12 protein-coding genes and 1 other RNA gene are annotated in these 12878 nt (G+C 58.9%); 7 read left to right on the top strand and 6 right to left on the bottom strand.

Features of this window, described 5'->3' with window-relative positions:
- Nucleotides 1–9: 9 nt before the first annotated feature.
- The 3 genes from ACTJJW_RS07945 (at nucleotide 10) to rnpB (ending at nucleotide 2029) form a co-directional block, all read left to right on the top strand.
- Entirely contained in the window at nucleotides 10–828 is an 819-nt protein-coding gene (locus ACTJJW_RS07945) for a Nif3-like dinuclear metal center hexameric protein (RefSeq protein ID WP_462643582.1), read from the top strand.
- 30 nt (nucleotides 829–858) lie between these two features.
- Complete coding sequence (locus tag ACTJJW_RS07940) at nucleotides 859–1599, top strand: zinc ribbon domain-containing protein (protein ID WP_462643581.1); 741 nt, start codon at nucleotides 859–861, stop codon at nucleotides 1597–1599.
- Between the two features lie 59 nt (nucleotides 1600–1658).
- An RNA gene (rnpB, locus tag ACTJJW_RS07935) (RNase P RNA component class A) lies at nucleotides 1659–2029 on the top strand.
- A gap of 32 nt (nucleotides 2030–2061) precedes the next feature.
- On the opposite strand, the gene ACTJJW_RS07930 is transcribed toward rnpB, so the two are convergent.
- From ACTJJW_RS07930 to map, 3 genes are read right to left on the bottom strand one after another with little or no spacing between them, the layout of a single operon-like run.
- Nucleotides 2062–2772: a VIT1/CCC1 transporter family protein gene (locus ACTJJW_RS07930; RefSeq protein ID WP_462643580.1), complete on the bottom strand. Its 711-nt coding sequence runs from the start codon at nucleotides 2770–2772 to the stop codon at nucleotides 2062–2064.
- Nucleotides 2773–2775: 3 nt separating this feature from the next.
- Nucleotides 2776–3522, bottom strand: a complete 747-nt coding sequence (ppgK, locus tag ACTJJW_RS07925; protein ID WP_462643579.1) for a polyphosphate--glucose phosphotransferase — start codon at nucleotides 3520–3522, stop codon at nucleotides 2776–2778.
- A 20-nt stretch (nucleotides 3523–3542) separates the two neighbouring features.
- Nucleotides 3543–4409 carry a type I methionyl aminopeptidase gene (gene map / locus ACTJJW_RS07920; protein ID WP_462643578.1) on the bottom strand — a complete coding sequence of 289 codons (867 nt, stop codon included), beginning with the start codon at nucleotides 4407–4409 and terminating at the stop codon, nucleotides 3543–3545.
- A gap of 47 nt (nucleotides 4410–4456) precedes the next feature.
- Here map and ACTJJW_RS07915 point away from each other — a divergent pair, with 47 nt between their 5' ends.
- The gene (locus ACTJJW_RS07915; RefSeq protein ID WP_462643577.1) at nucleotides 4457–4636 is read left to right on the top strand and encodes a methionine aminopeptidase; all 180 of its coding nucleotides are present in this window, start codon (nucleotides 4457–4459) and stop codon (nucleotides 4634–4636) included.
- A gap of 18 nt (nucleotides 4637–4654) precedes the next feature.
- On the opposite strand, the gene panB is transcribed toward ACTJJW_RS07915, so the two are convergent.
- The gene (gene panB, locus ACTJJW_RS07910) at nucleotides 4655–5485 is read right to left on the bottom strand and encodes a 3-methyl-2-oxobutanoate hydroxymethyltransferase (RefSeq protein WP_462643576.1); all 831 of its coding nucleotides are present in this window, start codon (nucleotides 5483–5485) and stop codon (nucleotides 4655–4657) included.
- Nucleotides 5486–5637: 152 nt separating this feature from the next.
- Between panB and ACTJJW_RS07905 the strand changes: the two genes are divergently transcribed.
- Entirely contained in the window at nucleotides 5638–6975 is a 1338-nt protein-coding gene (locus ACTJJW_RS07905) for a glutamine synthetase family protein (RefSeq protein ID WP_462643575.1), read from the top strand.
- Between the two features lie 16 nt (nucleotides 6976–6991).
- Nucleotides 6992–9922 (top strand): bifunctional [glutamine synthetase] adenylyltransferase/[glutamine synthetase]-adenylyl-L-tyrosine phosphorylase, encoded by a 2931-nt coding sequence (locus ACTJJW_RS07900; protein WP_462643574.1) that lies wholly within the window; start codon nucleotides 6992–6994, stop codon nucleotides 9920–9922.
- A 124-nt stretch (nucleotides 9923–10046) separates the two neighbouring features.
- On the opposite strand, the gene glnA is transcribed toward ACTJJW_RS07900, so the two are convergent.
- Complete coding sequence (glnA, locus tag ACTJJW_RS07895) at nucleotides 10047–11483, bottom strand: type I glutamate--ammonia ligase (protein ID WP_462643573.1); 1437 nt, start codon at nucleotides 11481–11483, stop codon at nucleotides 10047–10049.
- A 136-nt stretch (nucleotides 11484–11619) separates the two neighbouring features.
- On the opposite strand from glnA, the gene ACTJJW_RS07890 reads away from it, so the two are divergent.
- Nucleotides 11620–12024 (top strand): RDD family protein, encoded by a 405-nt coding sequence (locus tag ACTJJW_RS07890; RefSeq protein WP_462643572.1) that lies wholly within the window; start codon nucleotides 11620–11622, stop codon nucleotides 12022–12024.
- Nucleotides 12025–12071: 47 nt separating this feature from the next.
- Here the strand turns inward: ACTJJW_RS07890 and ACTJJW_RS07885 are convergent, their stop codons facing one another.
- Nucleotides 12072–12788 carry a DUF4191 domain-containing protein gene (locus ACTJJW_RS07885; protein WP_462643571.1) on the bottom strand — a complete coding sequence of 239 codons (717 nt, stop codon included), beginning with the start codon at nucleotides 12786–12788 and terminating at the stop codon, nucleotides 12072–12074.
- Nucleotides 12789–12878 lie beyond the last annotated feature (90 nt).

The following is a 12878-nucleotide window of genomic DNA, read 5'->3' as shown; positions in this document are numbered from 1 at the left end:
ACTGAGAGCGTGTCTACTACTGTCGCTGATGTAATCGCCGCAACCGAACAACTCTGGCCGTCCTCGGGCGCCGAAGCGTGGGATGCAGTAGGTCTCGTAGCTGGTGACCTTGATGCGCCCGTATCCCGCATTTCCCTTGCCGTGGATGCGGTGCTCGGCACCGTCCACGAAGCGATCGACGATGGTGCAGACATGCTCATCACTCACCACCCGCTCCTGCTACGAGGCGTGACCTCAATCGCCAGCGATCGCTACAAGGGCGCTGTCTTGACCAAGCTAGTGCGGGCGGAATGTGCCCTACTGGCTGCACACACCAATGCTGATGTCGTTGAGACCGGAACATCAGGCCGTTTTGCTGCGAAGCTGGGCCTCACTGAGGTCACTCCCATGGTTACTGGGGAGACTCCCGATCGCGGCATCGGTCGTACCGGAAAATTGCCGAAGGCGATGACGCTCGGCCGACTCGCCCGCCTCATTGGTGAGATTCTTCCGGCAACGGCGACCGGCATCCGGGTGGCAGGTGATTATGACCGGGTCGTGCAGTCGGTGGCGTTGTGTGGGGGAGCAGGTGACGCATACTTGAATGACCCTGCGGTGCTTGCCGCCGATGTTTATATTACGAGCGACCTGCGGCATCATCCGGCTTCCGAGGCGCGTGAGAATGCCCGCCTAATGCGGGGCCCTGCGCTGGTCGATGTTTCGCATTGGGCGAGTGAATGGTTGTGGCTGGAGGCCGCATCGGAAGAGTTGCGGGCACTGCTGCCAGAAGTGACGATTACGGTGAGCGAATTGCGCACCGATCCTTGGGATTTTGCGGTTGTGCAGTAAGCGCACCGGTATACAGAAAGAAGCATCACTATGGCGTTAACCGCTAGCCCCGCCGACCAAGCTTTACTACTCGACTTGCAGGCGTTTGACACGAAGATTTCGCAGCTTGAGCACCGTGTCAAGAAACTTCCGCAACATGTGGCGCTGACCGAGCTGCAGCAGCACCGTGACAAGCTTCAGCTGACCCTGCTTGAGGAGCGAGGTATCAAAGAAGATATCGAGCTTGAACTCAGTCGTATCGACTCCGACGTGAAGGTTGTTGACGCTCGGATCGCTCGCGACAGTGCGCGTCTCGATGCAACGTCGTCGGCGAAAGATGCGGCAGCATTCGAGCACGAGCTGATTGCTTTGCGAACACGACTGAGCAATCTCGAAGACATTGAGCTGGCCGTCATGGAGCGCCTCGAGGGTCAGCAGAAAGTTGTCGACAACCTCATCGAGCAAGGCGGCAATCTCGCCGCCGAAACTTCTGAGCTTGAGGCAAGCCGTGATGAAGCGCTCCGCGATATTGAGGCCGAGCTGGGCACCGTTCGCACCGGGCGTGCCGCACTCCAGAACACGCTCCCTGAAGACCTGCTTGCCCTCTACGAACGCCAGCGTTCACGCTACGGCACCGGCGCATCGCTCCTGCGTGGCGGCGTCTCGCAGGCATCCGGAGTCAAGCTTCTCGAGAACGAGATGCAGGAGATTCGGGCAGCAGCACCGGATGCCGTCATCATGTGTGCAAGCAGCGAAGCAATTCTGGTGCGCACCGATCAGTCGGGCCTCTAAGCCCTACGTCGCACTCTGGTGCGCTGCGAGCGGCGCGAACGATAAGCTTGGCAGCTGAATGGGTCGGCAAGACGGTCGCGTTATCCGAAAGGGTACCGAGGAACGTCCGGGCTCCGCAGAGCAGGATGGTGGGTAATACCCACCCGGGGTAACCCGCGAGAACAGTGCAACAGAAAGCAGACCGCCACGGATTTCGATCCGGGGTAAGGGTGAAACGGTGGTGTAAGAGACCACCAGCGGCTGGGGTGACTCGGCCGGCTAGGTAAACCTCGTCCGGAGCAAGATCAGACAGAAGACGCTAAGGCTGCTCGCCAAGTCTTCGGGTAGATCGCTAGAGGTGTGCGGCAACGTACATCGTAGATAGATGACCGTCCAGCACGTGGTTTCGGCCTCGTGTGAACAGAACCCGGCGTACTAGCCGGCCCATTCCCTCGCTCCACCACTCGTGCCAAATGAGTCGGGCTAGACCACTCCGCTGTTGCCCAGCAACGTTCCAATCAGGAATGTCGTGGCCAGGGCAATTGCCCCGCCAATGACGATTCGAAGTGTTGGACGTACCCACCTGTTGCCGCCAACTCGCGCCGAAAGGGTGCCAGTAATGATGAGCGCGGTTAGCACGGCGACAAATGTTGCAAGCACGCGAACGGGTTCGGGTGCGAGGAGGATGGCGGCCAGCGGGAGAATTCCGCCGACCGTAAAGGCTAGCGCCGATGCTCCGGCGGCTTGCCACGGGCTCACGACGTCGTGCTCGGTGATCCCTAGCTCGGCTTCGAGATGTGCAGCCAATGCGTCGTGTTCGGTGAGTTCTTCGGCAACTTGCTTGGCGGTTGCAAGGCTGATGCCCTTTGATTCATAAATTGCCGTCAGCTCTGCGAGTTCTTCTTCCGGCATCTCGGCAAGCTCGCGGCGCTCTTTCTCGATGAGCGCGCGCTGGCTGTCACTTTGGCTGCTCACGGAGACGTATTCGCCCAACGCCATAGAGATTGCGCCACCGACGAGTCCCGCGATTCCGGCGGTGAGGATAGGAGCGATGGCAGTTGTCGCACCAGCGACACCGACGACGATCGCCGCAACCGACACGATTCCATCGTTCGCGCCGAGAACCCCGGCGCGAAGCCAGTTGAGCCGACCGGCAAGATCACCGGAGTGCGGCTCATTCGGGTGCAGACTCATGAACTATTCCTTCACAGCGAGGGCGGCAGCCCCGAGGATGCCGGCGTTGTTGCGTAGCTCAGCGGGAATGATGGGGGTGTTCAGCTTCAGCAGCGGCAAAAACTTCTCATGGCTCTTAGAAACACCACCACCAACAAGGATAAGGTCGGGGGAGAAGAGCAACTCGAGGTGAGAGTAGTAGCGCTGAAGGCGCTTAGCCCACGCAGCCCAGCTGAGTCGGCGGCGCTCTTTTGCCGCGTAAGACGCACCCTTTTCGGCGTCACGGCCGCCGATCTGCAGATGCCCGAGCTCTGAGTTGGGCACGAGCGTTCCGTTGTAGATCAACGCACTTCCGATGCCCGTGCCGAGCGTGGTGAGCAAAACCAAACCAGGCACGTCTTTTGCGGCACCGTAACGAACCTCGGCTACGCCAGCGGCATCTGCATCATTCACAAAGTGGATGTCGCGGCCAAGGGCACTCTCGAAGAGTTGCTCGGCCTCAAGCCCGATCCACTCGTCGGAAATGTTTGCAGCTGACATGGTCTTACCGTTGCGCACAATCGCGGGGAAGCACACGCCAATCGGCATGGTGGGCGAAATCCCGCCAAGTTGGGCGATGAGCTCGACGACAACGTCGACGATAGCATCGGGTTTGCCAGACTTGGGCGTGGCGATCTTCTTGCGTTCGCTCACCAATTCGCCGGTGGCTGTATCAACAACGGCACCCTTGATTCCGGTGCCGCCGATGTCGATTCCTAGAGCGTGGGTCATACTGTGCCTCTTTCGCGTGGTTAGGGAAGCGTCAGAATTTCGGTGCCGCGTTCGGTGACAACCATGGTGTGTTCGAATTGCGCGGTCAGACTCTTGTCGCGGGTTGTGACAGTCCAGTCATCTGCCCACTGATCCCAATCGTGAGTTCCCAGGGTGAGCATCGGTTCGATCGTGAAGACCATGCCGACCTCGATAACGTCATTGAACTGGGGGGCCGAGTCGTAGTGGGGAATGATGAGGCCAGAATGAAAGGCTTCGCCCACTCCGTGACCGGTGAAGTCCCGCACAACGCCATAACCGAAACGCTTTGCATAAGATTCGATGGCGCGACCGATCACGTTGACCTGGCGGCCTGGAGCGACAGCCTTGATGCCACGATTGAGCGCCTCTTGCGTGCGTTCCACGAGGTTGCGCGCATCTTCTGACACGGTGCCGACGAGAAAGGTTTTGTTGAGGTCGCCATGCATGCCGTTTTTGTAGGCGGTGATATCGATGTTGATGATGTCGCCATCTTCGAGCACGGTGTCGTCAGGAATTCCGTGACAGATCACCTCGTTGATGCTTGTGCAGCACGACTTGGGGAAGCCTCGGTAACCCAAGGTTGACGGGTAAGCCCCGCGGGAGATCATGTACTCGTGGGCAATGTGGTCGAGCTGTGCGGTCGTCACACCCGGTGCGATTGCGGCCCCAACGGCGTCGACTGCACCGGCCGCGATCTTTCCAGACTCACGGATGCGGTCGACAGCCTCAGCGCTATAGATGTCAGAACCGGTAAACGGCCGTGGGGCGGTTTTGCCGACATACTCCGGCCGCGTGATTCCTGACGGAACCGCCAGAGCGGGTGGGATTACGCCCGGAACGAGGTGACCAAAATTATTCCGAGGCATCTCACCAGTCTACCGGCGTAGCCTTGCAGTCGACGAAGGGACGAACCATGACGCAATGGTGGTACAACCATAAGACCAATGAAGTCGAAGAAGGCCCGCAGTCGCTCGGGGTAGATCGTGATGGTCCATTCGATACTCGTGAGCTGGCCGAGCAGGCGCCACAAATTATTGCTGAGCGAGCTCGCAAGTGGGCCAATGATGAAGCAGACGAAGAAAAAACTAGCTAGTTTGTGCGCACTGTGTTCCTAGTAGGAGTGCTCCGCCGTCGGGTACGTGCCAGCTTCCACTTCGGCGCGATACTCGGTGACGGCGCCCGCCAAAGTTGACCGAAGGTCTGCGTACTGTTTGACGAACTTGGGGATCCGTCCCTTGGTGAGTCCGGCCCAGTCTGTCCAGACCAACAGTTGGCCATCGACGTGAGGGCCGGCACCGACACCGATTGTCGGAATCCGCAGCGCTTCGGTTACCTTGGCTGCCGCATCCGCTGGAACCATCTCGAGTACGACCGCGAACGCGCCAGCGTCTTCGACCGCATGCGCGTCGGCAAGTAGCTGCTCGATGTCGTCGCCACGACCCTGGATCACGTGGCCGCCCAAGCCGTGCTCACTTTGCGGCGTGAAACCGATGTGGGCCATCAGTGGGATTCCGGCATCCACGATTCGTCGGATCTGTTCAGAACTGCGAACGCCACCCTCAAGCTTCACAGCGTGAGCGCCAGTCTCTTTCATGAACCGGAATGCTGTGTGGAGGGCCTCGTCTGGGCTAGTTTCGTACGAACCGAAGGGAAGATCAGCCACGACGAATGCGCGAGTGACGGCACCGGCTACAGCGCGAGTCAAGGGGATGAGGTCATCGATGCTGACGGGCAACGTCGTTTCGTAGCCATAAACGTTGTTTCCGGCGGAGTCACCGACAAGCAGAAAGTCGATGCCTGACTCGTCAAAGATGCCAGCAGTTAGCTGGTCATAACTAGTGAGTCCAACGATTTTGATCCCATTCTCTTTGGCAGTCTGAAAATGGCGGGTGCGGACACGTTTAAGATTTGCTTGCGCGGCAGCTGCGGCAGGGTCAGTCATAGTCGCAAGTCTAACGACACCGGCTATGGCCAGTGATTGGTGGGGCGCGACGGCGCGTGCGCTGCATTGCCGCTTCAGAGCAAGTAGCCTAAGTAAGGCACAATCGACGTCGCGCATTCGCGACACGGCACGGATCGAGGGACTCAATGTCAATGGACAAGCAGCGCGACTTCGTTCTTCGTACGATCGAAGAACGTGGAATTAAGTTCGTTCGACTCTGGTTTACCGATGTCGTAGGAACCCTCAAGAGCGTTGCTGTTGCTCCAGCCGAAATCGAAGGTGCGTTTGCTGAGGGCCTAGGCTTTGACGGCTCAGCCATCGAAGGGTTTACCCGCGCCTACGAGGCAGACATGCTCGCGCATCCTGACCCCACAACTTTCCAGATCCTGCCGTGGCGGGGAGAAATAGACCCTACCGCGCGCATGTTCTGTGACATCACGACTCCAGACGGACAGCCAGCATCATCCGACCCTCGCAACGTGCTCAAGCGCACGCTGGCGAAGGCCGCCGACCGCGGCTTCACCTTTTACACGCACCCCGAAATCGAGTTCTACCTCCTCAAGTCGAGCAAGCTCAAGAATGGCAGCCCTCAGCCCGTTGACTCCGCAGGGTTCTTCGACAACGTTCCCGGAGGCACAGCGCACGACTTCCGTCGCCGTTCGGTGCGAATGCTCGAAGATCTCGGAATTTCGGTGGAGTTCAGCCACCACGAGTCAGGCCCAGGCCAGAACGAAATTGACCTGCGTTACGCCGACGCATTGACCACGGCCGACAACATCATGACGTTCCGCACCGTGATCAAAGAGGTCGCAATCGAGCAGGGGGTCTACGCAACCTTTATGCCGAAGCCGATGTCTGGACAGCCGGGTTCGGGAATGCACACCCACATGTCGCTTTTCGAAGGTGACCAGAATGCGTTCTACGACGCAAGCGGTCACTACCAGCTCTCCAACGTTGGTCGCCAGTTCATGGCAGGAATTCTCAAACACGCCCCTGAAATCACGGCAGTTACCAACCAGTTCGTGAACTCCTACAAGCGACTCTGGGGCGGCGACGAAGCGCCTAGTTTCGTCACATGGGGCCACAACAACCGTTCGGCTCTCGTGCGGGTTCCTCTGTACAAGCCCGGCAAGGGCCAAAGCGCACGCATCGAATACCGGGCGCTCGATTCAGCGGCGAACCCCTACCTGGCATACTCACTTTTGCTCGCCGCAGGGCTTAAGGGCATTGAGGAAGGCTATGAACTGCCCCTCGAGGCAGAAGATGCTGTTGGGGAACTCTCCGAGCACGAGCGCCGCGCGCTCGGCTACGAGCAGTTGCCGTCGAATCTTAACGACGCTCTCAGTATTATGGAAAGTTCGGAACTCGTTGCTGAAACGCTGGGCGAGCAGGTTTTCAACTTCGTTCTGCTTAACAAGCGTCGCGAATGGAAGGCATACGGCGCGCAGGTCACTCCATATGAGCTGGAGAGCAACCTAGAGATTCTCTAGAGGTTGTTGTTTCCTCATGTCTAGGTCTCCGTATACTCTGACCGAACTTGCCAAGCTCGGCTTTTTGGAGCTGAGCGAAGCGCGCGAGCGACTCGTCGCCCTCGATCGTCCTGAAGTTCTGCGCCTCTTCGCGCGAGCGGCAGACCCCGACCAAGCGTTGCGGCTGCTTCTGACGCTATCGGAGTCCGCGCCAGAAAAGCTTCAACCCATTCTCGAGAATGACGATGCGGCTGTGCGGCTCGTGCGAATTTTGGGTGCGTCCTCGGGCTTGGGCGATTACTTCGTGCGGCATCCTCAAGAATTGGATGCTTTGTGTGCGCCAATCGCGGGTCCGTCGACGCCTGAGGAGTACGTGGCCGTGCTGGCTGAGGCAACCGTAGGACTTGCCAGCGAGGATGCGTGGGTGGCTTTGCGCGTCCGCTACAGGCGAGAACTTGCCAAGCTCACCGGCTGGGATCTCGCACAGGCGGATCCGCTTGGCGCAGTAGACCGCGTTGCGATGGCACTGGCAGACCTCGCTGGTGCCGCGCTCGAGGAGTCATTGAACATCGCGCGGCGTACAGTCAACTTTCCCGAGTCAGACATCGCAGGCACCCGAGTCGCTATCATTGGAATGGGCAAGGCCGGCGCGCGCGAACTGAACTATGTATCGGATGTCGATGTCATTTTTGTCACCGAGCCGGATGGTATTGAGGCCGACCACGCGGTTAATATCGCAACGAGCCTTGCCGTTCAGACCATGCGCGGCATCAACGACCTCACGCTGGAGCCCGGATTGTGGGAAGTCGACGCAAACCTTCGCCCCGAGGGCAAAGACGGTGCACTGGTTCGTACGTTGGAATCGCACCTTGCGTACTACGAGCGCTGGGCCGACAGTTGGGAGTTTCAGGCACTCCTCAAAGCGCGGCCGATCGCGGGAGATCAGGACTTGGGCGCACGTTATGTTGCTGGCGTCGCGCCGATGGTCTGGTCGAGCGCATCCCGTGAAAACTTTGTCGCGTCAGTTCAACGGATGCGTGAGCGCGTTACCGAGAACATCCCTCCGGAAGAACGCGATGTGCAACTCAAACTGGGCCCGGGCGGGCTGCGCGATATCGAATTTACGGTGCAATTGCTGCAACTCGTGCACGGGCAAAGCGACGAAGAAGTGCGGCAGACCTCGAGCTTGCGGGCACTGATCGCACTAGCGGAGCACGGCTACATTGGGCGCACCGAGGCGGGGGAGTTCGCGCGCGACTACCGCTTCTTGCGCCTACTTGAGCATCGCATCCAGTTGTCGCGCTTGCGGAGAACTCACTTGATGCCACGAGATCCTGATGACCTTCGTGTGCTCGCGCGATCAACCGGAATTGCCAAGAGCGCGAGCGACCTGACGGAACAGTGGCAGCGCACCAAGATCGCTGTTCGTCGTTTGCACGAGCGCCTGTTCTATCGCCCATTGCTTTCGGCGGTTGCTGCGCTTCCTGAAGAGGGGATCGCCCTGTCGAGTGACCAGGCTGCTGCACGTCTTGCAGCCATCGGATTCCTTGATCCCAAGGGCGCATTGGGCCACATCGCTGCGCTGACGGGCGGCCTCACACGTCGTGCGACTGTGCAGAAAACACTCTTGCCTGTCATGCTGCAGTGGTTTGCCGATGGGGCAGACCCTGACTATGGACTACTGGCCTTCCGGCGCCTCAGTGAAGCGCTGGGGGAGGCGTACTGGTTCTTGAGGATGCTGCGCGACTCCTCTGGGGCAGCAGAGCGGTTGACTCATGTTCTGTCGGCATCCAAATATGTTGGTTCACTTTTTGAGCGGATTCCCGAAGCCGCCGCATGGCTAGAACATGAGAAAGAGCTTCGCCCACGGTCGATTGAGGTTCTGCGCGAAGAGTCTCGCGCGATTGTCTCTCGTCACCGTGGAGACGAGAATGCGGCAGCGGTTGCGCTGCGCACTGCACGACGTCGCGAAGTGCTTCGTCTTGCTCTGGGGTCAATCCTCGGCGTCACTACGATCCAAGAGTTGGGTCGCGGGCTCAGCGATGTGACGACCACTATTCTTGGGGGCGCTCTAGCGGTGCTTCGGCCCGATCCGGATGGCATCGAATTCGGCATTATCGCTATGGGGCGTTACGGCGGAGCGGAGTCCGGCTTCGGCTCAGACACCGACGTTATGTATGTCTATCGTGCGACGGATGCCGCAAGTGAAGATGCGGCGAAGCGCGCCGAAGCTCTCGCTAGGGGCCTCAAGCGCATTACCGAGGATATGAAGCTGCCGTTGGACCTTGATCTTGATCTGCGTCCGGAGGGTAAGAACGGCGCCATTGTCCGTTCTTTGGAGTCCTACGATGCCTACTACAAGCGTTGGTCGCTCACGTGGGAAGCACAGGCGCTTTTGCGTGCGCGTGGCGTAGCGGGCGACCAGGCGCTTCTGAGCGACTTCGAGGCTCTGGCTAGTCGTGTGCGCTATCCGCAAGCGATTTCACCGCAAGATGTGCGCGAGGTCAAAAGGATCAAAGCCAGGGTGGAGTCCGAGCGACTCCCACAGGCCGCAGATCCTTCTCGTCACCTCAAACTAGGTCGTGGTTCGCTTAGTGACGTGGAGTGGTTTGTGCAGTTGTTGCAGTTGCAGCATGGCGCTCGAGTTGAGGGGCTACGCACGACGTCGACCTTGGATGCGCTTGATGCGGCTGTGGCAGAGAAACTTGTCATTGCATCCGACGCTGCTCGCTTGCGCGAAGCGTGGATATTGGCGTCGCGTGCTCGTTCCGCGATCACACTGTGGACTTCTAAGGCTGCAGACGTTCTTCCGAACGATCGACTGCAGCTTGAAGGTATAGCTCGGATGCTGGAGTACCCGCCAGGGTCGGCGACCAAGCTCGAAGAAGACTACCTTCGCGCCACGCGCCGTTCACGACGTGTGTTTGAGCGACGCTTCTATGGCGTCGTCAACGCCGTGCGCTCCTAGCCACCGCGCTGCCTTAGGGGCCGTCGTGTCGTTAGCGCGACCGCGTGCGTTCTCAGCACTATCGCTTAACGCACTGTGGGCCGCACCCCGAAGGGTGCGGCCCACAGTTGTGCTGTGTTAGCGCTTAGACGCCGAAGTACAGTTCGTACTCGTACGGGTGCGGGCGCTGTGCGAATGGAAGCAGTTCGTTCGTTCGCTTGTAGTCGATCCAGGTCTCGATGAGATCCTTCGTGAAGACGTTGCCTTCCATCAGGAAGTCGAAGTCAGCCTCGAGCGCCACGAGCGCTTCTTCGAGCGAAGCAGGAACTTGAGGGATCAGGCGTGCTTCCTCGGGCGGCAACTCGTAGAGGTCCTTGTCAACGGGCTCGTGCGGCTCAATCTTGTTCTTGATGCCGTCGAGGCCAGCCATGAGTTGCGCCGCGAACGCGAGGTAAGGGTTACCAGATGCATCGGGTGCGCGGAACTCGATGCGCTTTGCCTTAGGGTTCGTTCCAGTGATCGGGATACGAATGGAAGCCGAACGGTTTCCCGCCGAGTACACGAGGTTCACGGGAGCTTCGAATCCGGGGATCAGGCGACGGTATGAGTTCACGGTCGGGTTGGTAAATGCGAGCACAGCTGGTGCGTGCTTGAGCAGTCCACCGATGTACCAGCGAGCGGTGTCGCTGAGTCCGCCGTAGCCTTTCTCGTCGTAGAACAACGGCGTGCCGTCGTTCCAGAGCGACTGGTGGGTGTGCATTCCAGAACCATTGTCACCGAACAGCGGCTTCGGCATGAACGTTGCGGTCTTGCCCCACTCGTTCGCCGTGTTCTTGACGATGTACTTGAACTTCAGGATGTCATCACCGGCGTGCACGAGGGTATCGAACTTGTAGTTGATCTCACCTTGTCCTGCGGTGCCGACCTCATGGTGGCTGCGCTCGACGTCGAGTCCGACATCGATGAGCTTCACGACGATGTCGTCGCGCAGGTCAGCGTGCTGGTCAACGGGGGAGACGGGGAAATAGCCGCCCTTGAATGGAGTCTTGTTGGCGAGGTTTCCGCCTTCTTCTGTGCGGCCGCTGTTCCAAGCACCTTCGCTGGAGTCGACTTCGTAGAAGCTCTTGTTGGCGCTCACTTCGTAGCGAACGTCATCGAAGATGTAGAACTCTGCTTCGGAGGCGAAGAAGGCAGTGTCCGCGATTCCGGTCGAGGTCAGGTACTTCTCGGCCTTCTTGGCGACCTGACGCGGGTCGCGAGGGTAGATTTCGCCGTTGCGGGGGTTGTAGATGTCGAAAATGATGATGAGCGTGCGCTCGACACGGAAGGGGTCGACGTATGCAGTGGTGACGTCGGGGATTAGCTGGAGGTCAGACTCGTGGATCGACTGGAAACCGCGGATCGATGAACCATCAAAGAGCTGGCCTACGGAGAAGAAGTCCTCGTCGACGGTGGCAGCAGGAATGTTGAAGTGCTGCTGGATTCCGGGCAGATCAGTAAACCGGATGTCGAGAAACTTCACGTCTGTGTCCTTGATAAATGCAAGAACCTCAGACGAATTGGAAAACTTCGGATGAGACATTGAGTGGAACTCCAAGGGGTTCATTGGCGATCGGCTGTCGTTACAACCACCTCTTAGGGTACAGAACCCGAGTTTCGCAAGCATCACCGAAATGTTTCGGGCATGTTACATGCGTGAAATTGGTTAGGCTGAGGCGGTGAATCAGCAGCAAAACTCAAACGATCAGTGGCCGGGCAAGCACATCGGACTTCCGGCTGACGGCCCACGTTCTATAGCGAGGCTTGGTCGTCGTCTTGCCGCACTGGCGGTCGACTGGGGTTTTGCTGTTGTGGTTTCGATCGCGTTCTTCAACTACGATGCTCTGGCAACCCTAGGCGTGTTTGTCACCGCTCAGATTGTATTACTCATCACCGCAAACGGCAGCTTTGGTCATCTCATCATGGGCCTGCGGGTTGTTCCACTCGCCGGAGGCTACCTAGGTCTGTGGCGGCCAATCGTGCGAACACTCCTCATGGCGATCGTCATCCCTGCAGTGATCTGGGATGCCGATCAGCGGGGCATGCACGATCGACTCGCAGGCACACTGCTCGTTCGTCGCTAGTAACGTGCGCCTGAGAGACACGGGCCCTAGGCACACGCCCGCACAGGCTAGGCGCGTTGTGAACGCTGCGCGCGTGCCTTCATCGGGTCAATTCCCTTAGGAATGGGGAGCCCGTTCTTGTCGAGCGAGGTTAGGCGGTTAGTAATTGCAAGAATTTCTGGCTTGCGGAGAACATTCTTGAGGCGACCGAGGGTGGGCGCGAGCTTGTGCAGCGCTACCGAATCTGCGTCAGGGCCGACGTAGATGAAATGCACCGGAACGTTGGGCAAGAAGCGAACCAGCTTGCGGCGTTCGTCTTCGAGCATCTTTTGAGTGCGGCTACGTGGGCCTTCGCCAATCAGCGCGATTCCGCCCTTGCCTACAGCACGGTAGACGGCGTCCTGGGTCTTCGGGCTGATTGCGACAGGCATTTCGCTCGCAGTCCAACCACGACGCAGCGAGCTCTTCAAGACGGCACCAACTGCACCGGGCTCTCCTGCGATCTGCGAGTAGGCAGCCCGTTCTGCGCGACGACCAAGAACTATGAGGAACGCGAGGAGACCGGCCATGACACCCGCAACGATGTAGAGCACAAAGCCCAAGACGTTTCCCGCGGAAATCAGGAATGCAAGTGCGAGTCCGACAAGAGTCGGGAGCAAAAATGCGAGCAAGAAGTACCAAATCGCGAGGTTGTCGTACCGCCTCGTCATCTGGAAGACTTGGTACATCTGCTTGATGCGGCCTGGTTCTTTCGGAGCCTTCGTCGTCTTTTCTCTGCGTGCCATGCTTCTAGGATACGGCCTACAACGCGATGCTGAATTCCTGATTTGAGCTGTTACCCAAATCGTGACGCTGTTGACAGCGTGTCGGCCTCA

This window comes from Rhodoglobus galactosidasius, assembly GCF_054957775.1.
The sequence above is the reverse complement of the archived record's forward strand: the minus strand, read 5'-3'. Positions and strand labels throughout refer to the sequence as shown.